Genomic DNA, 20,630 nt, shown 5'->3' with positions numbered 1-20,630 from the left:
ACCTATTCCGACGAGATCGCGCCGCCAGCCCAGGCAACCGGTCGCACCTCAAGCCGTGCGACTGGGGATGAGATCATCTTGGCGTAGTCTAGTGCTTCATCAAAATCTTTGAAATCGGCGGCATAGAACCCAAGGAAATTCTCCTTAGTCTCGGCGAACGGGCCATCGGTGATCAGTGGCGCCGCGCCTTCAGATGGGGCTGGTTGGACCATCACGGCAGAGGTTGGAGGCATCAATTTCATCGACACGAACTCCCCCCGGTCTGCCAACGCCGATTGCAACGCGCCATGTCCCGACATCACTTCATCCTGGCGATCTTTGGGCAGCGCTTCGAACACGCCCGGTTCCCCATAGATTGTAATTGCGTAAATCATTTTCGCCTCCGTGCATTATTCACATGGTGCAAGGACGCGCGAAGACATGCAAATCCGACAACCGACCCAATCCAGGCACTAACCAAATGTCTCGTGCTGAATGCAACCTCCCCAAAGCAGGCCTTGCTAGCAACGTGCAACATTCAGGTACGCCACAGACCAAAACGCGGACAAGACCGACATCTTCAGTTCCGTTTTTGTATGTCTGGTTCACTAACGCGCCAAAAATGCGTTCTTCATCACTGTCGACAATTGAACAGTGGCCTCGGCCCTCTCTACGTTGTCGCTTCGCATCGCTTGCATCATGGCGCCTTCGACCAGACCGTGCGCCATTGCGGCCATCATGGCGACATCTCCCTTCACGAACGTCCCTTCAGATATGCCCTCGGCATAGAAAGATCGGATCTGGTTTTGGATGCGGTCACCGGGCAGCGCGCCATCGCTATAAACCACATCCGTCGTCATTGTTAGCAGCCGCAAGAGTGACCTGTGTTGTTCAGCGACTACAAACAGCCCCTCGCAGATTGAACCTAGGCGCTCAGAATGAGCACCGCCTTGATTCCAATCCTGTTTCATGCGGTCGACGAACAGTGCTTCGATCTCTTCCAGCATTGCCCGAAGCATCGCGAGCTTGTTGTCATAGAAGCGGTAGACAGTCCCAACCGCGATCCCTGACATTTTGGCGACCTGCGCTATGGACACGTTCTCGTAGCCCTTCTCTGTAAACAACTGCAGCGCCGCATCGTGAAGAGCCGCTCGTTTTGCTTCGGGGTCGCGGGTGCGTTTTGACGGGCTCGTGTGATCTGAATTTTCCATAAATGAATTGTATTCATTAGCGTTGACGACGCAAGAGGGAACGCTATATGAGCGTTAATGAATACAATTCATTAACGTATCAACGAAGGAAAAGACCCATGAAACAAGCGATCTACAAAACACATGGTAAGGCTGATGCCGTTGTTGAGCTCGTCGAGCTGGCACGCCCAGTCCTCGAGGCCGGGCAGACGCGGGCAAAGATCCTGCGTGCGCCAATCAACCCATCCGACATCGCACAGGTCGAGGGTGTCTATCGTTTCCAGCCCCCTCTCCCAGCCGCCGCTGGGATGGAAGGCATCGGCGAGGTCGTCGAAGTAAATGGGGAAGGTCCTGAAGTCGGAACCCTTGTTCTTCTTGCAGAACCTCCCGGCTCCTGGTCGACAGAAAAAGTCATGAACACCGCGGCCGTTGTTCCTGTTCCGCCCGCCGACATCGACCAGCTTTCGATGTTGAGTGTGAACCCGGCAACCGCTTACCTCTTGCTGACAAAATATGTCGCGCTGAACGAAGGCGACTGGCTGATCCAATCCGCGGGCAACTCTGCCGTGGCGGGGCTTGTTGCAAGTCTCGCAAAAGCGCGCGGTGTGAAAGTCGCAGCGCTGGTGCGGCGTGACAGCGCAGTGGCAGATGCGCAGGATGCAGGTGCGGACGCTGTATTCGTCGATGGTCCAGACCTTGCAGAGCGCGTCGCTGCTGAGCTGGAAGTGGCCCCAAGACTCGCTTTGGACGCTGTGGGCGGCAGCTCGCTTGGTCGCCTCGCCTCGACGCTCCAAGCGGGTGGCACAGCTGTCATGTACGGCAACATGTCTGGCGAAGACGCCCAGCTTCCAGACTCAGCCGTAATCTTTAACGACGTCATCGTGCGCGGTTTCTGGTTGGTCCATTGGTTCAATACGGCGACCGCCGAAGAACAGGCGCAGGTCTATGGTGAACTGACTGCGATGATCCTGCAAGGAACTCTTGAGGCATCAGTGGATCGCATCTTCCCGCTTGAAGAGATCAACGCGGCCCTCGCATACACCATGAAGGGCGGCCGCTCGGGCAAAGTCTTGATTGCGCCAAACGGCCTCTAAGCCAAGGCAAAGGGGATCCTGACAATGACACTTACACTGTTGCACAGCGCTGGTACCCGTTCCGTCGGCCCGCTTTGGCGTCTAAAGGAAATGGGTTTGCCTTACCAACTCAGGACACTGGGATATGACAGCACCTATTTTGCGTCAGATGCGTTCCGAAAGATCAACCCAATGGGCAAAGTCCCGGCGCTCTATGATGCTGGGACTGTGATCGCAGCGTCGACCGCTATTGTGCAGTCTCGCTGCACTGGTTTGGCGACTCAGACCTTTCGGTTGCCCCCCGACAAGAGGCCGAATATGGCGCATATCTGCAATGGCTCCATATCGCTGAAGGCCTTTGGATGTCCGATACTGATCGAGATGGTCAACATGATCCGCAAAGGTCAATTCGCGCCCGGACCCTCTCTGTTTCAGCAGTTCGCCCCATTGGCGGGATAATCGGCTCATCAGCGCCGACTATGCTGCTCTCAATGAAGTTTGCGACACAACTCAAACCCTTTCGTCGTCGAAGCGGCATCCCGATCAGCGCCATCATCGTGAGGCACGCCTGTCGCAGCATCGCTAAAACTCTGCTGCCGCCCGCGCTTGCCGATCTGCGCGGGCGTCCAGATCATTTCGGGGTCAAACCAGATCGTTAACGATCCCCGACGTTTCAGCGCCGCGTTATAGTTCGACCAGTTCGAGGTCTTGTACTTCGCAGGGGTCCAATTGCTCATGTCTTCCAGCTATCACACTGGATTCACGTGATGAATCCCCAACGATTTGTGCAACAAAGCCCCTGGCGTGAAATCGCACAGGCTAGAGAAGTATAGCTTCCGAGCGCGGAGAATTCATTAGCCCAGGTCAGTTAAGTTTACCGTGCTTCAACGAGCTCAACTTCGTCGCCAAGCTGTTTCCGGAAGCGGAATAGTCCGAGACCAATACCAGTTCCGACCACTGACTGCTGACGTTAACGCAACGGACCGGTCCGGTTTAACACTGACCTCAAATCTTAATCACAGCCATCTTGTCCTGTGTCATGTCGTGCATTGTATATCCGATTCCACCGGTGTTGTATCCTGACTGTCGGCGGCCCGCGAAGGGCATCCAATCGACCCGAAAAGCAGTATGATCGTTGACCATGACCGCCGTAGCATCCAGACGCTGAATAGCTTGCATTGCGGTGTCCAGGTTTTTGGTAAAGACCGCTGCTTGAAAGGCAAATGGCAGGTTGTTCGCAACCTGATAGGCATCGTCAAGTGTGTCATAGCCATAGACACAGACAACCGGTCCAAAGACTTCTGCCTTTGAGACGCGCGCATCTGCTGGCGGATTCAGCAGGACAGTCGGCGCATAAGTAGTTGGGCCAAGTCGCATTCCGCCTGTCAGCAGCTTCGCACCACCCTCAACGGCCTCATCTACCCATTGTTCGACGCTGTCAACCTCGGCCGGACGAATAAGCGGGCCGCAATCGACATCGGGATCGGTGGCGTCTCCTACCGTCAACTCCGCCGCCGCATCCGCTAGTTTCCGAGCAATCCCTGCAGCTGATACGGTCGGTGCAAAGACCCGCTGAACCGAAACACAGACTTGTCCTGAATGATAGAACCCCCCCTTGATCAAAGATGGGATCATCACGTCAATGTCGGCGGTCTCGTCCACGATCACTGGCGCGACACCGCCGTGTTCCAGTGCGCAGCGCGTGCCGGGCGCAAGCTTGGAGCGTAACATCCACCCAACCTGCGCCGAGCCAATGAAGGAGAAAAAGCCGACACGGGGATCGGTGATCAAGTTCTCGGCCACATCGTTTTGGCAGGGCGCGAAGTAGCACCAGTCAGCGGGCAAACCGGCCTGATGCAAGATATCCACAAAAGCCTTACAGGAGAGCGGGGTATCCAAAGCAGGTTTGACAATCACCGGGCAGCCGGTGGCCACTGCAGGGGCAACCTGATGCACAATCAAGTTGAGCGGGTGATTGAATGCGCTTGCCGCAACTACGACACCAATCGGTTCACGTCGCGTGAACGCGACGCGCCCTGCACCAGCCTCGGTCAGGTCCATCGGAATTTCGCGCCCCGCCATCTGAGCAATTTCGTGAACGCACAGTTCGACCCCGTCGACTGCACGTTTGACCTCGACGTGTGCATCGACAAGTGGTTTGCCGCCTTCGTTGGCTATCAAAAACGCCAGTTCCTCGGCTCGACCGGACATAAGCCGGGCGGTTTCTTTCAGAATTTCAACCCTTTTGAAGGCGGGCAACCAACCGTCGCGATCGCGGTGTAGATCCTGCGCAGCACTTAGCATGCGCTCGATCTCAACCCAGGAGCGGGTTTGCACGCTGCCAATCGACTGCAGGCTGTATGGGTTTAAGACATCTACGACACCGCTCATATCAAGCATGCCTTGGCGGCCAGTTCGTCGATAAGTACACGTTGGTTTTCGCTATAATCCACGGGCAGGTCGACTAGATGCACGCCACCAGTGGCAAACGCTTTTTCGTAAGTCGGCATCAAATCTTCGGTGCGTTCAATCCGGTGGCCGGTTGCGCCATAGCTGTTTGCGTATTGCACGAAATCGGGGTTGTTGAACTCAAGCCCCCAATCATCAAAACCGGCATGTGACTGCTTCCATCGAATCATACCGTAGGAACTGTCATTCAGCACTGTGACCACAAGATTCAAACCCAGCCGGACTGCTGTTTCAATCTCTTGGCTGTTCTTCATGAACCCGCCGTCGCCGCAAATCGCCATCACCCGACGTTCGGGGTAGAGTTTGGCCGCCATCATCGCCGAGGGCAGCCCTGCCCCCATAGTGGCCAACGCGTTATCCAGCAACACTGTGTTTGGCTGATAAGCCTGATAATTACGCGCGTACCAGATCTTGTAGATACCATTGTCCAGCGCGATGATATCGCCATCCCCCATGACCTTGCGCGTATCCGCCACGAAACGCTGCGGGATCACAGGGAACCGAGCATCATCAGCCCCGCTCGAAGTGTGCAGATCAGTTTCCTGTTTGACGCGCCGGAAATAGGCGCGATCAAAGTCCAGCGGCCCACCCAGAATGTTACCCAGCCGTGCAATGGATTCCGCCAGATCGCCAACCACTTCGACCTGTGGGAAATAGACAGGATCGACCTGCGCAGCCTTGTAATTTACGTGAATCACCTTGGTGCCGCCTTCCTCCATGAAGAAGGGCGGTTTTTCGACCACATCATGGCCCACATTGATGATCAGGTCGGCCCGATCGATGGCACAGTGCAAGTAGTCTCCATCGGACAACGCTGCGGTGCCGAGGAAAAGATCAGATCGTTCGTCGACCACGCCCTTACCCATCTGTGTGTTGAAGAACGGGATTTGCGTTTCCTTCACAAACTGGCTGAGGGCACTGCGCGCGTGTTTGCGGTTGGCCCCTGCCCCCAGTAACAGCAATGGCATCTTTGCGGCACGGATCAGGTCCGCGGCTTCGTTCAGGACCGTGTCACCTGCCACGGCATAGTGGCGTGGATGCGGTGTCAGCACGGGTTCGTTGGTTTCCTCGGCCGCAATATCCTCGGGGAGTTCCAGCAAGACCGCACCGGGGCGTTCCTCTTGGGCGACGCGAAACGCCTCGCGGATCAATGACGGGATGGTGTTGCCGTGCACGATCTGCTTGGACATCTTGCAGATTGGTGCAAACAGGCCCACCACATCAATGATCTGAAATTGACCCTGCTTGGATTTCTTAATCGGCTTTTGCCCGGTGATCATTACCAATGGCATTCCACCAAGATGCGCATAGGCCGCTGGAGTGGCAAAGTTCGTAGCTCCAGGTCCAAGCGTGGCCATGCAAACCCCGGCCTTGCCTGTCAAGCGCCCATAAGTGGCCGCCATAAAGGCCGCACCCTGTTCGTGTCTGGTCAATACAAGTTCGATCTCCGAAGTTCTGAGTGATTCCAGAACGTCCAAGTTTTCTTCACCCGGGACAGCAAAGATGTATTCGACACCTTCAGCCTCAAGCGCCGCGACCAGCAGGTCCGAAGCTTTGGTAGGGATTGATGCGATGGGTGCTGAAGGTGACATGTGATCTCCTCAAATTTGCAGGATCAACCGCTAATGGCTGACCCGCAGGCAGCCGGGGCTACCGTGTCATTTACCTATACAGACAAGCCTATTCAGCGGCCTGTATTTGTTGCGGATCCGGATAAAGGTCATCCATGGATGCAGAGCGTCCGTTGTCCAAAACGATGCGCGCATGATATCGCTTCAGCAGGCGCGGTTCGGCCACACCACAACTGTGGGCGATAGTGCCAACCTCTTTTTTCATATTCTTGGCATAGCTTGCGACACGTTCCGCCTTGCTGACTGGGTCAAGTCCGAATTGCAGTTTAGCATTATGGGTCGTGATGCCTGTGGGACATGTATTCTTGTTGCACTGCAGGGCCTGTATACAGCCGAGCGCGAACATGAATCCACGCGCCGAGTTTACGAAATCGGCACCTGCGCAAAAAGCCCAGGCCACCTCGGATGGGTTGATCATCTTGCCGCTGGCGCAAACTTTCACCCGATCCTTCAATCCAAATTTCCTGAGCATGTCCACCGTGAGCGGCAGGCTTTCACGCAAGGGCATGCCCATGTTGTCAATCAGGCTCATCGGGGCGGCGCCAGTGCCCCCATCGGAGCTGTCGATAGTGACGAAATCCGGGGCACTTTCGAGGCCACGTTTCAGAATTTCCGTACACAGGCTTTCGAAGAAACCATAGGCCCCAATTACTGCCTTAAAGCCAACGGGTTTGCCAGTTACGTCTCGCACATAGTTGATCATGTCCAGCAGATCGCCCACGCTGTTGATTTCGGGGTGCCTGTTGGGGCTGATGGCATCCTGACCGACCCTCAGACCGCGAATGGCAGCAATGTCCTCGGTGACCTTGGCGCCGGGCAGAATGCCGCCCTTGCCGGGCTTGGCGCCCTGACTCAACTTGATCTCAAACATCTTTACGGCGTCATGGGCCGCAACTGCGCGCAGCTTGTCTTCGTCAAAACCGCCTTCCGGTTTACGCACCCCGAACTTGCCCGTCCCGATCTGAAAAACGACATCCGCGCCGCTTTCCAGGTGATAGGGCGAGAGGCCACCCTCGCCAGTGTTGATCCAGATGCCCGCCGCGCTCGCTCCGGATGATAGCGCCCGAACGGCCGGAACCGAGATGGCGCCATAGCTCATGCCCGAAATGTTAAAGACTGAATCAGTGGTATATGGGTGTTGCGCAAATGGCCCAATGGTCACTGCTGACGGTTCCTGTGCGTCCTGTTCCAGCGTCGGAAACGGGCAGTTCACAAAATACACCGTCCCCGTCGGTCGCAGATCGCGGGTCGAGCCAAAGGCCACGGTTGAATCCACATTCTTGGCTGCGCGGTACACCCAGGACCGTTCGGCCCGGTTAAACGGCATCTCTTCTCGGTCCTGTGCAAAGAAGTACTGACGAAGGAACTCGCCCATGTGTTCAAAGAAATAACGAAACCGTGCGACCACCGGATAGTTGCGACGCAAGGTACTTTCGGTTTGAGTCTTGTCACGGAAATAAGTCACTACGACCCAAAGCACGACCAGACCGATGGTGAAGATGAAAGCATAAGATAGGACTTGCAGTAGCGTCAGGATCACGTTCGTTAACTGTGACATCAATCATTGGCTCCGGATTTGGCTATTGGCTGCGGTCAAACCAACGAGCGCGTCATCCGGCCCGTTCATTGCGATTGAGTTCACATTGGGATCAAAGAGCATTAAGTCCATCCACGAATGATCAAGTTCTGGTGATCCATGCACTAGCGACGGGGTAAGACGCTGGCGCTCAGTTCCGCGCAGGACAGTCGGGAAGTTGATTGGCTGGTCATCTGCTGGGTTCTAACCATTACGTGCCCTCGCGAATACTGAGGGCTTTGTTGCAAAGTTTTGAGCTGACCGAATTGTATTGTCGATGGTTGTGTTACAAACTTTCGGCCATTGACGCTTTCGGAATTGGCGAGTGAATGACTGTCGGTCGTATCAAGCCGAAAGCCAGCTCATGACTTCCTTCGAAGGCGCACTGTATTAGAAAGATGTGATCCTATTCGCAGTGTTCCTCTATGTTCGATACGGCGTTTCCTACTGCGATCTGCAGGAGATCTCGGCAGAGCGAGGTTTTTCCGTCGATCACACCACGCTGAACCGCTGAGTGACGCGATACTTCTGCGCAATCGCTGACACAGCAGACCGCCGCAAAGGCCCATGCGAGCGCGCCCGATCGAGATGGTGAGGCGGAAATATCTAAATCAAATCGTGTAACAAGATCACAGGTTCATCAAAGGACGAAACCGCCCGACGCTTGGCTTCAAGTCCTTTAAATCTGCATCTGCAACTCTTTCAGGTATCGAAGTCACGCACATGATCCGCAAAGGTCAATTCACGCCCGGACTCTGTCCATTTCTAAAGTTCGCAGAACTGGACACCTAACCCATCGGCACAAAATTAGGATTCCGAACATCCGCTAACTTTGCAACGGAACCCTTGTACTCCTTTCGACTGGCGCACTAAATGTCGTCATCGGTTTCAATATTGAGGCAATCGCCTTTGGCAATCTTAGATTTTGACAAGGCTATGTGGGAAAACGCTCTCGGTAGTGCACTCGGTGGCGTTCCTCACGTGTTAGTGTTGGAGGGCACCTGGTGGCGCGCGCAGGCGTGTGAGAACCGGCTGGCACGGCTTAGTGACGTTCGGGAGTTGCCGTTTCCCGATATCTTTGCAGGCAGTTTTGGAAAGGCGCGCGTGGCTTATTGCTGCGCATATGGCGCGCCTCGGGCTGTTGAACCAAGCCATATTTTTGCTCAGCTTGGTACACCCTTGATCATTCAGATCGGAACCTGCGGGGTGATGACACCCGGAATTCCGGCGGGTGCTGTGACTGTCCCGCGCAGCGCGGCCGCGCGCGATGGGGTTTCGCAGTATTACGGCGCCGGGGAGGAGGTCAATTTCGATGCGAATTGGTGCGCACGTGCTGATATGCTGTTGCGAGAGGCCAATTGCAATGTGCTGAGCACACGGCACGTCACTTGGCCCAGTCTATTCGCCCAAAGCGAAGAGATCTGTTCCGGTTGGGCACAAGAGGGGTTGCAAACGGTAGATATGGAAGCCAGCGCCGTAGCAGCCGTTGCCGCGCGGTACGGACGCGCCAGCCTCGCCCTTCTTTGCACATGGGACCTGCTTTCAGACGGGCGCACCTTTCTGGACCCACTGCCGGATCACAGTCAGGCGGAGCTCGCGCGGGCGAACACCGCTACCTTCGAGGCGGCGTTGCAGCTTGCCTTGGAGGTGGCGCGCGAAGGCCCCGGATAGGGGTATACCGCTGGCAGTCACGCCACCTTTGGACTAGCAATCGGACTTTAGCCGCGCTTCTTCAGCCTCACGCAAGGCACGGCGGCTGATCTTGCCAGAGGATGTCATCTTGAACTCGTTGACGAATTCGACCTCGCGGGGTGCTTTGTAGCTGGCAAGGCGGGTTTTCACGTGCTCTTTCAAGGCAACCCCCAGCGCGTCATCTGCCGTTACATTCGCACGGGGTTTTACCACCGCTTTGACAATCGCCCCCCGGTCTGGGTCAGGTTTGGCGATCACAGCGGCCTCGGCAACGCTGGGATGCGAAAGAAGGCATTCTTCGATTTCGGCGGGTCCGATCCGGAAGCCCGAAGATTTGATCAGGTCGTCGGATCGCCCTTTGTACCAGAAATAACCCTCTGCATCGCGCACAGCGAGGTCATGGGTACGCCAGAAAGACCCGAGTTTCATCTCGTGTGTCTTTTCTATGTTGTTGAAGTAGCCAATGAACTGTGTCGGCGAGCCAAGCGGGGTCACAACTTCACCTGGTTCACCATCGGCGACCTGCTGCCCTTCGCCATCGACAAGCAGGACCCGATGACCGGGATAGGCCAGGCCCATCGATCCCGGTTTGCGCGGGAAAAGCGCGGCGCAATTTCCGATCAGATGATTGACCTCTGTCATGCCGTAGAACTCGTTGCAGACCACACCCAGCTTGGTTTCCGCCCAAGTGAGTGTTTCAGCTGCCAATGCCTCGCCCCCGGTGCAGATCACGCGCAGGGCCAGATCATATTCGTCCCTTGGGGTCGGGTGCTGCGCCAACCGTTTGATCGCCGTAGGGGCCAGAAAGGTATGCGTGACCTTGTGGCGGGCCATGAAGTCATAGGCGTAATCGGCCGTAAACCGCTCCAACGACGTTGCAACGGGGCGCCCGGCCATCCAGGCGGGAAACAGCATATCCAGAAGCCCGCCAACCCAGGCCCAGTCGGAAGGCGACCAGAAAACGGCATCAGTGTCGTCCAGCGACAGATTGAAGAACAGGTTGATAGACGGGGTATAGGCGGCAAGAACCCGGTGCCCGTGCATGATCCCCTTGGGTTTGCCAGTCGAACCGGATGTGTACATCAGCAAAGCAGGATCACCCGCGCCACCAAACTCGGGCGTAAACTCATCCGGCACGTCGTGCATTGCTGCGTCCAGGTCGATGTCGTTCGAACCGGGATCGCGCATGAACACATGTATCAGATGCGGGAAGGATTCACTGCGCAAGGGCTCCCACGCGGACCGGCTGGTCAGAATCACACGGGCTTGGCAGTCGTTCAGGGCATGGGCCAACGTGTCAGGCCCATAGAGCTGAGACAGCGTGACCGCTATTGCGCCGATTTTCGCAATCGCCATGTGACCAATCGCCGTGTCGGGATGTTGACCGGTGTGCAACGCCACAGGGTCGCCCTTGCCATAGCCAAGCGCGCGCAGGGCAGCGGCAAGCCCGGTGGCGGCCGCATCGACTTCGGCAAAGCTCATCCTTGAGACGGTGCCGTCGGACGCTTCGTAGATGATCGCGGCCCGGTCCCGGTCTTCGGGTCCCAGAAACCGGCCAACCGTCGCGCTATAGATGTTGTAATCCGCCGGCCAGGTAATCTTGTGTCCGCCATCCTTGGTCGGTGCCAGTCGAAGGGCCGCCAACTGGCCCGGGTCCAAGGAATCCAGATACTCGCTCATATGCCCGGCTCCGCTTCAAGCTGCAGGATGGGCGGGCCTTCGGGGCACGCGCGCAGACGTCCATGTGTCGCATCGAGCGGCAGGTGCGTACTGCGCAGCACTGTTGCACGTTGTGCACCTTCAAAATTGGCCATGGCAAAATCGCCATCAGCGCCTGACGTCCGCCATTGGATCGCGGCCCGCCCCGACAGTGTGACCCAACCGTCAGAGGGGTTTTTGCAATCGGGACAAACGCGAAGTGGCGGGAATTGCGCGGCACCGCAAGTGGTGCAGTGCGAGGCAACAACTTTGCCCCGCCGCAGCCCCTCGATCCAAGGGGCTAGCCAACCTTCGGCCAACGAGTATTCAAGCGAGACCTGATGTTTCATGTGCGATCCCCTGCCTGCAGCACGGTCACGGCGCAGCTTGTGCCGACGCCGCCATGCGTATCGGCCAAGGCATGACCCAGCGGACGCTCGGGCTGCAGGCCCTTATGGTATCGGCCTTCCAGCAGCAGCGCACAGGTGGCGGCTTGTCCGACCCCAGTTGCCCCGACAGGCGCACCTTGTCCAATCAACCCGCCAGAGAGGTTAACTGGGCAAGCGCCGTCGGCATCAAAGCGGCCATCCCGCAAATCGGTGATCGGATCACCGGACAGGCCAAGCGCTGCAATCGCTTGTAACTCTGCGCCGGCATAGGCGTCGTAAACCTCTGCCAGGTCGATATCCGAGGTGCCGATACCCGCCATTTGAAAGGCGCGGTCCGAGGCAAGCGATTTGGCCACAAACTGACCCGGTGACTTACGATGGCCGAGACCGGGCAGATCGGATGCAGCCCCGATCCCGGTGATCTTTGGTGCGCTGGGTTGCCGCGCGACAGGTGCCGCCTCGGGCGCGGACAGGATCAAAGCAGCCGCTCCGTCGCTGAGGGGCGAGCAATGCAGGCGTTTGTAAGGGGAAGCAATCTCTGCAGATCCTTCAAACTCTGCAGCCGTATGCTTGCGGGGAAGATGTGCACCGGGATTTTCGCAGGCGTTCAGGCGGTTTTTGGTTGCGATCCGGTCCAGGTCGGCCGCTGTGCCGCGATGTTCAGCCGCAAAAGCCTGCCATGACAGTGCATAAAGGCCAGTGGCGGTGACGCCAGAAAGGCCATCGGTCCAGAAATCGAACGAATATCCGTAAAGTTCCCGAATGCTGTCGCCGTCCAGTGCGCTGGCTGACGGGTCCACGCCCAATACGGCAACCCTTTGCGCCCGTCTGGACAAGATGCGTTCAACACCCGCGTGGACCGCATATTGGCCAGAACCGCCACCGCCCTCAACCCGCAGCGTCGCAGCGCCGCAAAGACCAATATCCTGAGCAAAAACTGATGCCGGGTTGAGCTGGAGTGTGAAAAAATCGCTCTCAGATGAAACGATCAACGCGTCAATATCGCCGGGCTCCAATCCAGCCATCTGTAGTGCATCGCCGAAAGCTTGCGAGGCCCAATCGCGAAAGCCAGAGCCGTCGCGCCGCCGGTTGAATGGCGTCAATGCTGCTCCGATAACCAGAACCAATAGGCGATCCTCCCTGACGGAAGATTGACTCAGTAAATTTGTTCATACAAGTCTGTAATAGCAAATTATTGAAAGGGCCGAGCATTGAAGACTCGGAATGCCCATTGGCTTAGCCAGGCCCTGCCGGTTTTGGGATGTTTTGGCGGGGGCAGCCTTTATGGCTGGTCCGGTCTGATGCCCGCAGTTCAAAGCAGGTTTGATATCGGCAGCGCATCGGCATCCATGGTGTTTTCCTTTGCGCTTGTCAGCTTCACATTTGGCGTCCTGATCGGCCCCGCACTTTTTTCCAAGTTTCCAGCGCACGCCCAACTGCCTATTATTTCAGGCATTGCGGCCGCCAGCCTGATCCTGTCGGCGCAGGCACAGCAATTCGAATTTTTCGTGCTCACCTATAGCGTTGGCTTTGGATTTTCCGCGGATGCTCTCTACAATCACGCGCTTGCCACTGCAGCAGCTTCGCGCCGGCCAAAACTCCTTGTTCCGACCAGCGTCGCATCGTTCGGATTAGGTGGAGTTGTATTTGGTCCTATGAGTATCTGGCTGACCGGGCTCGGATGGTCGCTCAGTGCATTAATGCCCGTACTCGGCTGTATGGTTTTTATCGTGGCTGTTTCTTCAGTCACTGAAACTGCCAATGGCACCCAGACGACCAACCCCAAAACGCAGACAGGATTTGTCAAACCAGACCGCATGATCTTTGTTCTTTGGGCTATCTTTGCCACCGGTTCCTGTGCGGGTCTGATTGTTCTGGGTCTTGCACCGAAACTCCTTCCCTCCAACGCACCCGGTGCGGGCATGGCAGGTCTCGCAGTTTTTGGAGTTGCCGCGGGCAACACATTGGGACGTCTGTCAGCGGCCGGGATTGCGGCACGCTTTGGCCCGATGCACGGCTTTGTCGGTGCGGTCTTACTATCAATGGCGGCATTGTGTGCTTTACTTATGCCAATTTCCTCAGAGTTGTTTGTGAACCTTTTGATCTTTCTTGTGGCACTATCCTACGGACAGATCGCTGCACAGACACCTTTGTTGGTGTCCGCACGCGTAGCAACTTCGGCTTTTTCGGGGGCATTTGGCTGGGTTTTTACCGGATGGGGCGTCGCCGGATTGCTGGGGCCATGGGGCGCGGGATGGTTGCTCGACAGAACGGGCGATATGCGTCTGGCCCTTCTGGTTTGCATCGGTTTTTTGTTTCTGAGCCTTTTACTGACCATGCAGCTACCCCCGACAAGAGCCGCGGCGGGCCCCGACTAGTGATTTGTTGACATAATCAATTTGTTACTACTAATGTGGTTGCGACTGCGGGGAGGACTTGGCGTGAAGTTCGGTATCCATTCTGGACTGTGGATGAAAGCTTGGACCGACGATCCGGATCCGATCTTCGAATCTGCTGCACAAATCGGCTATGATGTTGTCGAGCTGTCGCTGCTTGGCGTTGGGCTTGATCGTGCCGACAAGATCCGGGCAAAGGCCAATGAATGCGGGTTGACCATGACTTGTTCAACCGGCCTCGGCCCCGAGGCGGACCCGACCTCAGAAGACCCGGCCATCCGTGACAACGCCGTCGCCGCACTTAGCGATGCAATCCGGATAACCGCGCGATTGGGGTCCAAAAGCCTCGCCGGTGTGGTGGCCGCACCTTGGGGTGTTTTCGACCCCGCCCACAAAACCGCCCGTGCGACCCGATCAGCGGAAACCTTGGCCCGCGTCGCCCCAGTTCTGGAAGCCGAAGGCGTTTTCCTAGGGATCGAAGCGCTTAACCGGTTCGAAACCGATCTGACCTCGACCGCGGCAGAGACCTGCGCCATTGCGCGTGCGACAGGATCGGATCACATCGGCGTGCTGCTCGACAGTTTCCACATGAATATCGAGGAAAAAGACCCACCCGCCGCGATCCGCGCCGCGGGTGATACGCTGGTGCACTACCATGTGTCTGACAATGACCGGGGCCAGCCCGGTTCTGGTCACTATGATTTTGCCGCTGATGCCAAAGCTTTGAAAAATATCGGATATAAAGGTTGTGTCGTTGCCGAGATGTTCGTGATGGCCGGACATGCCTCCAGCCGGGATCTCAATATCTGGCGCGATATCGAGCCCGACCCGAACCGGGCCGCAGTAGAAACGCTGGCCTATCTGAAAGAGGTTTTCGGCGATGTCGGCTGACCGTTTCTTTGAGTCGCTTCTGGCGCGCTATACCGTTGAAGCAGACCATCTCAACGCGCTTGATGCCGCCATCGGGGATGGTGATCACGGCACGACCATGCTGCGCGGCCTGACAAAGGCAGCGGCGGCAAAGGATGGCAAACGCGCCAAGGCGTTCATGCGAGCGTCGGGCGGCGCATCCGGCACCTTGTTTGGTCTGATCCTGCTTGAGATTGAGGCACATCTGGGCGCGGGCGCGCCACTGAACCTGACTCGCGCGTGCGACAGGATTTGCGATCTGGGGGACGTTGCGCCAGGCGACAAAAGCATGGTGGACGCCCTATCCCCGGCGCTTGCCGCGCAGGACAACGGATTGGCGGCGATGATCACCGCCGCGACGACGGGGTGCGATGCCACCGTGGGCATGACTGCCCGCAGGGGTCGAGCACAATACGTCGAAAACGCAGGGCGCGGACATATGGATCCGGGTGCCGCTTCGGTTGTGATTTTTCTGGAGACCCTTGCAGAGGTATCGGAATGAAAAAACTGTTCAACAGCGCCGAAACGATGGTCGACGATATGTTGGACGGCTTTGTGAGCGCCTTTCCCCAAGTGCAACGTGGCCAGAGTGATCCGCGCGTGATCATTCGCGGTTCAGCGGACCGGAAAAACGCCAATGAAAAAGTCACGTTGTTGATCGGCAATGGCTCAGGTCATGAACCGATTGCTATGGGCTTTGTCGGGACCGGATTGCTGGATGCCAATGTCGTGGGGGATGTTTTTGCCGCGCCTTCGGCGGATCTGATACTGGACGGGATTTCCGAGGTGACTGGCGACGCGGGTTCAATCCTGCTGATATCGCAACATTCCGGCGACATGATCAACGGGCGCGCAGCCACCATGATGGCCGAGGATTTGGGCATCCGCACCGTTCCCATGCCGATGTATGACGACATCTCCGCCGCGCCGCCAGATCGCAAACAGGACCGGCGCGGAGCTCCGGGTACGATGTTCATATACAAAATCCTTGGCGCGGCGGCCGAGGAAGGCCAACCACTTAATGCGCTGATCACCCTTGGCGAAGCTGTGCGTGACCGGCTTGTGACGCTCTCGGCGGCGATTACTCCGCCCGTGTCGCCCCTGACAGGTAAACCCATGTTTGAATTGCCGGAGGACGAGATTTTCCTTGGCATGGGCGTTCATGGCGAACCCGGTGTCGGGCGCGTCAAAACCGGCCCCCTACGCGATCTTGTTCGGCAGATGATTGACGCACTTCTCGCCGACCGGCCCATGCAAAAAGGGGCACAGGTCTGCGTGATCATCAACGGGATGGGCGGCACCACGTTGATGGAACAGTTGACCGCTTGGGAAGAAACACGCACCACGCTGGCCGAACAGGGCATTCGCGCAATTGCGCCGATGATCGGTAGTTATGTAACAACTCAGGAAATGGGTGGATTCTCGATTTCCTTCCTGGAACCCACAGACGAGATGTTGCGGTACTGGCTGGCGCCATCCGACACGCCATTCTTTCCGCAGATCAGGATGGAGGCCACATGAGTATCTTCTTTGGTCCTGTTCATGGTGTCGCTGTTGATCAGGGCAGCGGTCTCGAGGCCGCCCTGCGCGAGGCGCGCGGTGTACATGCAAGTGCCGATGATTTGTTGGAATTCAAACGTATCACGGTTGAAACGCTTAGCCCGTTTGCCACCACAATGCTGGTCGATGCCTCGCTTGGCCGCGAGCTGTTGCCCGCATTTGACAAGGCCTGCGTCAGGATGCTGGCATATGAAGCGGACGTGTATCACATCTCGGACGACGACCGGATGACAAAGCTGCCGGACAACCTGAGCATTGCAGACTATCCAGGTCTGGGTGCGGAGGTTTTGAAGTTTTTTCTCTATTACGGGCCGAACGATCCTACAGCGCTGAACCAGCGTAAAAAGGACCTTGTGACCCAGATCGGGGCCGAGTGTCGCGCGCAAGGGGTGACATTTCTGTTCGAGCCCCTCGTGTATGAACGCGACATACCAGATAGCGGCTCTGCCGAATTTGCGATGGCCAAACCGGGGCTTGTCGGATCTGCCACCCGCACATTTGCCGCGCCAGAGTTCAATATTGATATTCTAAAGGTCGAAATTCCCGTCAATATCGCGCAAATCGGCTCCGCCATGACCGAGTCCGAGGCCATGACGGCCTTCCGCGATGCCGCCGAAGCGGCGGGTGATATCCCGATCCTGTATCTCAGCGCCGGGGTCACGTTTGAACAATTCCGTGATGCGTTGGCCCTGTCGCGCAAGGCAGGCGTGAACGCCAAGGGCTTTATGTGCGGGCGCGCGATCTGGAGCGATGCAATCGCCATTTTTGGTGCTGAAGGTTCCGTCGCAATGGCCCGGTGGATGCAGTCGATCGGCCGCGAGCGGCTGGATGCATTGAAGGATGCGCTGGCATGATGGACGTTGCGAAATACAAACAGGTCCACGATGAGATCCTGAACCGGCTTCAGACCGGGCAATATGCCATTGGTATGCGCTTGCCCACCGAAAGCGAGCTATCAAACGCCTTTAGCGTCAGCCGTGTCACCATCCGCAAGGCGTTGGAAATTCTGGTGCGCGACGGTTATCTGACCTCGCGCCAGGGCAGCGGATATAACGTTGCGACATTGTCACCGCCGACCTCAACTTGCCTTGTGTCTTTCACCGACAAAGTTCTGCGCGAAGGGCGTGTGCCTGGCGCGCGGTTGCTGCGACTTGAGGCCGAAGCAGACACTGTGCCACCTGCCGTCAAAGAGTACTTCAAAGAACCGCTGGCACTGGTTGAACGGCTGCGCACGATCGATGACGTGCCGGGGATGCTGACCCAAACATGGATACCCAGCCGGCTGGTGCCACATATCTCGGCCGATCACTTCCCGGAAACCGGGCAGAGCCAATCCATCCTCAGAATTTTGCAGCAGGTGTTCGATCTGGCTTGGACCAGCGCGTGCGAGACGTTGGACAGCCTTCTTGCCGAACCGGCAATCGCCGAACTGCTGAACATACCGGCTGGCACTCCGATACTGTCGCAGGCCTGCACCGCCTTTGACGCGGACGGGGCGCCGGTTTTCTTTGATCAGGTGTTCCGTCAGGGACCCATCAGTTTTGATCTGGCCGGGGCCACCCCGCGCCAAACTGCGTAACGGAAGGGCGATGCTCATGTCGCTGACAATTGGATTAATCAACGCCTCTCTGCCAAGCTACTTCCCCGGCAAGCATGGCGTTTTCGAGGCTTGCTCGGATTGGGTGCGCGAGTTTTCCGCCTCATACGGCGCCTCGGTCGTCGTGGCTGAAACCGTCCCTATGAACGCGGTCGAAGCCCGCGAGGCGGTGGATGAGTTGCGCGCGAAAGGCGCGGATTTTCTGCTGCTTCTGCACGGTGGCTTCACCATGGGCGACGTGGTGCGGGAAGTGGCGCTGGAAAATCTGCCCATGGGTGTTTGGGTCACGCCCGAGCCGACGCTGACCGAGGACATACAGCTTAACAATTTTGTATCGCTTAACATGTCGATGTCGATCATGCGCGGTGTGCGGGATACACGCAAATCCCCTGTGCAATGGTATCTTGGTGCCCCAAACGAAGATCACCTGAAACGGCGGATGGGGCAAACCATCCGCGCACTGAGTGCGCGCAAGGCTTTGGACGGTGTGCGGATCGGCGTTGTCGGCGGACTGGCCATGACCTTCTACAATATGGAAGTCTCATCCGACACATTGCTTCGGCAGCTTGGCGTCTGGACCGAGCATGTTGATATCCACCACATGACCGATCTGATGACTGCACAATCCGACGAGGATGTCGCCTCTGAGCTGTCAGCCATGACAAAGGCCGCTGAGGTGCGTGGTGTTTCGGATGATCAGATGGCACTGACCGCCTGTGCGGCACTGGCCTTGCGTCAGATCGCAACGGAAGGCGGCTATGGTGCACTGACGGTGTCCGACTGGCCCGCCTTACAAGATCATCCCGGGATGCATCCCGGTGCTGCATTCAGCTGGCTTGAGGAAAACGACGCACTGCCAATCGCATCGGAAGGCGATGTTCTGGGGGCTGTCACTCAGCTTGTGGCAAAATCTCTGACTGGTCGTGTGGGCTGCTTGTTGGATATGACGTCACCAGATTTCGACCGTGATCAGATCCTGATGTGGCATGGCGGAGGTGGCCCGCTTTACCTGGCGGACAAAGGGGTTGCGTTGATCAATCACCCGATGATCGGGCGCGGTACCGAGGCCGGACCAATTCACGGTGCCATCGCCGACTACGAATTTGCGCATGGAGACTGCACGATCCTGCGTGTCTCGCGCCACGGTACAGCGCGTTTCGCGCTTGAGGGCACAATTGCCGAAGGGCCCGCACCGGGCTTTACCGGCTGCCGCGGTTGGATCGGAGGTTTTTCTGACGCAAAGGGGGCTTGGTCAGCCCGCGACGTGGTGACAACCGTTTTGGAACACGGGCTGGAACATCACTTCATTCTTGTCCCCGGACTGCATCGCGCCGTATTCGAGGAGTTTGCCCAATGGTGCGGCATGTCCGCGTTGCCGATAATTCCGGCCCATAACGGTCTGCCGCAAGGAGCTGACGTGTGACGACCGTTCTCCTCAAAGGTGTCCGCAAGGACTATGGCAGTTTCACAGCCATATCCCATATCGATCTCGATATCGCATCGGGAGAGTTGGTGGCCCTGCTGGGCCCGTCAGGCTGCGGCAAGACCACAACGCTGCGGATGATTGCCGGGCTGGAAATCCCGACCAGTGGGCAGATTTGCTTTAATGGCAAGGATGTCTCCGAAGTGCCGGTGCGAAACCGCAATGTCGGCATGGTGTTCCAGCGCTATGCGCTGTTTCCGCATATGTCCGTGGAAAAGAACATTCTGTTCGGGCTCAAAGTGCGCGGAACCGACAGGGCCGAGGCCGAAGATCGGCTGGAGCAAATTCTGGACGTTGTGCAACTTCAAGATTTTCGCCACCGCTTTCCGGCGCAGCTGTCGGGCGGGCAGATGCAGCGCGTGGCCATCGCACGCACGTTGATTACCAACCCGTCGGTCCTGATGATGGACGAACCGCTGGCAAATCTCGACACCAAGCTGCGCGGCGAAATGCGACGCTTTATTCGAAACCTGCAACAGCGGCTGGGGATCACCACGATTTTTGTGACCCACGATCAGATCGAAGCCATGGAACTTGCCGACCGGGTGGCGGTGATCTTCAATGGCAATCTGGCGCAGTTTGACGAGCCGGACGCCTTGTACAAACACCCCAAAAGCGTTGAGGTGGCCGATTTCATGGGCGCCACAAACGTCTTTGCCGCGCAGATCAAGGACAAGACCGCAACACTGGACTTTGGCGTGCTGACTTTTGACGCCCCGTCGCAGAACGGCACCCGCTCGGTGATGTTACGCAGCGAGGCGATCGATCTGCATCTGGATGAACCATCGGACGCGCAAAACGTCTTTCGTGGCACGATTGCGACCCGGGATTTCTTTGGCGCGAACATCACTTACGGGGTCACTTGCGGCCGTGAGACGGTGCAGGTCACGGAACAATCCCGCCGCGTTATCGATGTCGGGCAAGACGTCTGGCTGACCATCGCGCCCGAGCGGATCTGGGTCATTCAGGAAACCGACTAGTGGAAAGA

At 57.3% G+C, this 20,630-nt stretch carries 19 protein-coding genes and 3 pseudogenes; 12 read left to right on the top strand and 10 right to left on the bottom strand.

Annotated elements, in window-relative coordinates:
* Nucleotides 1-2: 2 nt before the first annotated feature.
* Together ACR0BU_RS13745 and ACR0BU_RS13740 are read right to left on the bottom strand one after the other, a co-directional pair.
* The gene (locus ACR0BU_RS13745; RefSeq protein WP_480737880.1) at nt 3-374 is read right to left on the bottom strand and encodes a YciI family protein; all 372 of its coding nucleotides are present in this window, start codon (nt 372-374) and stop codon (nt 3-5) included.
* 213 nt (nt 375-587) lie between these two features.
* The gene (locus ACR0BU_RS13740) at nt 588-1,190 is read right to left on the bottom strand and encodes a TetR/AcrR family transcriptional regulator (protein ID WP_480737879.1); all 603 of its coding nucleotides are present in this window, start codon (nt 1,188-1,190) and stop codon (nt 588-590) included.
* 98 nt (nt 1,191-1,288) lie between these two features.
* On the opposite strand from ACR0BU_RS13740, the gene ACR0BU_RS13735 reads away from it, so the two are divergent.
* Both ACR0BU_RS13735 and ACR0BU_RS13730 read left to right on the top strand, forming a co-directional pair.
* Complete coding sequence (locus ACR0BU_RS13735; protein ID WP_480737878.1) at nt 1,289-2,263, top strand: zinc-dependent alcohol dehydrogenase family protein; 975 nt, start codon at nt 1,289-1,291, stop codon at nt 2,261-2,263.
* Nucleotides 2,264-2,287: 24 nt separating this feature from the next.
* Nucleotides 2,288-2,701, top strand: coding sequence for a glutathione S-transferase N-terminal domain-containing protein (locus ACR0BU_RS13730; protein ID WP_480737876.1), 414 nt, complete (start codon nt 2,288-2,290; stop codon nt 2,699-2,701).
* Between the two features lie 25 nt (nt 2,702-2,726).
* On the opposite strand, the pseudogene ACR0BU_RS13725 reads toward ACR0BU_RS13730, so the two are convergent.
* The 5 genes and pseudogenes from ACR0BU_RS13725 to ACR0BU_RS13705 all read right to left on the bottom strand — a co-directional run.
* Nucleotides 2,727-2,979 (bottom strand): annotated as a pseudogene (locus ACR0BU_RS13725) (transposase); the annotation flags it as partial.
* Nucleotides 2,980-3,247: 268 nt separating this feature from the next.
* Nucleotides 3,248-4,633, bottom strand: coding sequence for an aldehyde dehydrogenase family protein (locus ACR0BU_RS13720; protein ID WP_480737875.1), 1,386 nt, complete (start codon nt 4,631-4,633; stop codon nt 3,248-3,250).
* Nucleotides 4,630-6,303 carry an acetolactate synthase large subunit gene (locus ACR0BU_RS13715; RefSeq protein ID WP_480737873.1) on the bottom strand — a complete coding sequence of 558 codons (1,674 nt, stop codon included), beginning with the start codon at nt 6,301-6,303 and terminating at the stop codon, nt 4,630-4,632. Before ACR0BU_RS13715 ends, ACR0BU_RS13720 begins: the two co-directional genes overlap by 4 nt.
* Nucleotides 6,304-6,391: 88 nt before the next feature.
* The gene (locus ACR0BU_RS13710) at nt 6,392-7,900 is read right to left on the bottom strand and encodes an FMN-binding glutamate synthase family protein (RefSeq protein WP_480737871.1); all 1,509 of its coding nucleotides are present in this window, start codon (nt 7,898-7,900) and stop codon (nt 6,392-6,394) included.
* A 91-nt stretch (nt 7,901-7,991) separates the two neighbouring features.
* Nucleotides 7,992-8,107 (bottom strand): annotated as a pseudogene (locus ACR0BU_RS13705) (5-aminolevulinate synthase); the annotation flags it as partial.
* 211 nt (nt 8,108-8,318) lie between these two features.
* On the opposite strand from ACR0BU_RS13705, the pseudogene ACR0BU_RS13700 reads away from it, so the two are divergent.
* Nucleotides 8,319-8,710 (top strand): annotated as a pseudogene (locus ACR0BU_RS13700) (DDE-type integrase/transposase/recombinase).
* 189 nt (nt 8,711-8,899) lie between these two features.
* Nucleotides 8,900-9,589: a phosphorylase family protein gene (locus ACR0BU_RS13695; RefSeq protein ID WP_480755748.1), complete on the top strand. Its 690-nt coding sequence runs from the start codon at nt 8,900-8,902 to the stop codon at nt 9,587-9,589.
* Nucleotides 9,590-9,622: 33 nt separating this feature from the next.
* On the opposite strand, the gene ACR0BU_RS13690 is transcribed toward ACR0BU_RS13695, so the two are convergent.
* From ACR0BU_RS13690 to ACR0BU_RS13680, 3 genes are read right to left on the bottom strand one after another with little or no spacing between them, the layout of a single operon-like run.
* Nucleotides 9,623-11,290 carry an AMP-binding protein gene (locus ACR0BU_RS13690; protein WP_298934679.1) on the bottom strand — a complete coding sequence of 556 codons (1,668 nt, stop codon included), beginning with the start codon at nt 11,288-11,290 and terminating at the stop codon, nt 9,623-9,625.
* Nucleotides 11,287-11,658, bottom strand: coding sequence for a Zn-ribbon domain-containing OB-fold protein (locus ACR0BU_RS13685; RefSeq protein ID WP_298934678.1), 372 nt, complete (start codon nt 11,656-11,658; stop codon nt 11,287-11,289). Before ACR0BU_RS13685 ends, ACR0BU_RS13690 begins: the two co-directional genes overlap by 4 nt.
* A complete protein-coding gene (locus ACR0BU_RS13680) occupies nt 11,655-12,824 on the bottom strand; it encodes a thiolase family protein (protein ID WP_298934677.1) in 1,170 nt (389 codons plus the stop codon). Before ACR0BU_RS13680 ends, ACR0BU_RS13685 begins: the two co-directional genes overlap by 4 nt.
* An 84-nt stretch (nt 12,825-12,908) precedes the next feature.
* Between ACR0BU_RS13680 and ACR0BU_RS13675 the strand changes: the two genes are divergently transcribed.
* The 8 genes from ACR0BU_RS13675 to ACR0BU_RS13640 all read left to right on the top strand — a co-directional run bounded on the left by ACR0BU_RS13675 (nt 12,909) and on the right by ACR0BU_RS13640 (nt 20,622).
* Complete coding sequence (locus tag ACR0BU_RS13675) at nt 12,909-14,075, top strand: MFS transporter (RefSeq protein WP_480737868.1); 1,167 nt, start codon at nt 12,909-12,911, stop codon at nt 14,073-14,075.
* Nucleotides 14,076-14,138: 63 nt separating this feature from the next.
* Nucleotides 14,139-14,984, top strand: coding sequence for a sugar phosphate isomerase/epimerase family protein (locus ACR0BU_RS13670; protein ID WP_480737867.1), 846 nt, complete (start codon nt 14,139-14,141; stop codon nt 14,982-14,984).
* A complete protein-coding gene (locus ACR0BU_RS13665; RefSeq protein ID WP_480737865.1) occupies nt 14,974-15,504 on the top strand; it encodes a DAK2 domain-containing protein in 531 nt (176 codons plus the stop codon). Before ACR0BU_RS13670 ends, ACR0BU_RS13665 begins: the two co-directional genes overlap by 11 nt.
* Complete coding sequence (locus ACR0BU_RS13660; protein WP_480737864.1) at nt 15,501-16,523, top strand: dihydroxyacetone kinase subunit DhaK; 1,023 nt, start codon at nt 15,501-15,503, stop codon at nt 16,521-16,523. The genes ACR0BU_RS13665 and ACR0BU_RS13660 overlap by 4 nt, the downstream gene beginning before the upstream one ends.
* Nucleotides 16,520-17,416, top strand: coding sequence for a tagatose 1,6-diphosphate aldolase (locus ACR0BU_RS13655; RefSeq protein ID WP_480737863.1), 897 nt, complete (start codon nt 16,520-16,522; stop codon nt 17,414-17,416). Before ACR0BU_RS13660 ends, ACR0BU_RS13655 begins: the two co-directional genes overlap by 4 nt.
* Complete coding sequence (locus ACR0BU_RS13650; protein ID WP_480737862.1) at nt 17,413-18,141, top strand: GntR family transcriptional regulator; 729 nt, start codon at nt 17,413-17,415, stop codon at nt 18,139-18,141. Before ACR0BU_RS13655 ends, ACR0BU_RS13650 begins: the two co-directional genes overlap by 4 nt.
* 16 nt (nt 18,142-18,157) lie before the next feature.
* Complete coding sequence (locus tag ACR0BU_RS13645; RefSeq protein ID WP_480737861.1) at nt 18,158-19,582, top strand: L-fucose/L-arabinose isomerase family protein; 1,425 nt, start codon at nt 18,158-18,160, stop codon at nt 19,580-19,582.
* Entirely contained in the window at nt 19,579-20,622 is a 1,044-nt protein-coding gene (locus tag ACR0BU_RS13640) for an ABC transporter ATP-binding protein (RefSeq protein ID WP_480737860.1), read from the top strand. Before ACR0BU_RS13645 ends, ACR0BU_RS13640 begins: the two co-directional genes overlap by 4 nt.
* Nucleotides 20,623-20,630 lie beyond the last annotated feature (8 nt).

It is taken from the genome of Ruegeria sp. CK2, assembly GCF_056536585.1.
The sequence above is the reverse complement of the archived record's forward strand: the minus strand, read 5'-3'. Positions and strand labels throughout refer to the sequence as shown.

Bases quoted from the DNA above. Each gene is read 5' to 3' on its own strand.
- ACR0BU_RS13745 (WP_480737880.1), bottom strand. From the start codon at position 374: ATGATTTACGCAATTACAATCTATGGGGAACCGGGCGTGTTCGAAGCG.
- ACR0BU_RS13740 (WP_480737879.1), bottom strand. From the start codon at position 1,190: ATGGAAAATTCAGATCACACGAGCCCGTCAAAACGCACCCGCGACCCC.
- ACR0BU_RS13735 (WP_480737878.1), top strand. From the start codon at position 1,289: ATGAAACAAGCGATCTACAAAACACATGGTAAGGCTGATGCCGTTGTT.
- ACR0BU_RS13730 (WP_480737876.1), top strand. From the start codon at position 2,288: ATGACACTTACACTGTTGCACAGCGCTGGTACCCGTTCCGTCGGCCCG.
- ACR0BU_RS13720 (WP_480737875.1), bottom strand. From the start codon at position 4,633: ATGAGCGGTGTCGTAGATGTCTTAAACCCATACAGCCTGCAGTCGATT.
- ACR0BU_RS13715 (WP_480737873.1), bottom strand. From the start codon at position 6,303: ATGTCACCTTCAGCACCCATCGCATCAATCCCTACCAAAGCTTCGGAC.
- ACR0BU_RS13710 (WP_480737871.1), bottom strand. From the start codon at position 7,900: ATGTCACAGTTAACGAACGTGATCCTGACGCTACTGCAAGTCCTATCT.
- ACR0BU_RS13690 (WP_298934679.1), bottom strand. From the start codon at position 11,290: ATGAGCGAGTATCTGGATTCCTTGGACCCGGGCCAGTTGGCGGCCCTT.
- ACR0BU_RS13685 (WP_298934678.1), bottom strand. From the start codon at position 11,658: ATGAAACATCAGGTCTCGCTTGAATACTCGTTGGCCGAAGGTTGGCTA.
- ACR0BU_RS13665 (WP_480737865.1), top strand. From the start codon at position 14,974: ATGTCGGCTGACCGTTTCTTTGAGTCGCTTCTGGCGCGCTATACCGTT.
- ACR0BU_RS13660 (WP_480737864.1), top strand. From the start codon at position 15,501: ATGAAAAAACTGTTCAACAGCGCCGAAACGATGGTCGACGATATGTTG.
- ACR0BU_RS13655 (WP_480737863.1), top strand. From the start codon at position 16,520: ATGAGTATCTTCTTTGGTCCTGTTCATGGTGTCGCTGTTGATCAGGGC.
- ACR0BU_RS13650 (WP_480737862.1), top strand. From the start codon at position 17,413: ATGATGGACGTTGCGAAATACAAACAGGTCCACGATGAGATCCTGAAC.
- ACR0BU_RS13645 (WP_480737861.1), top strand. From the start codon at position 18,158: ATGTCGCTGACAATTGGATTAATCAACGCCTCTCTGCCAAGCTACTTC.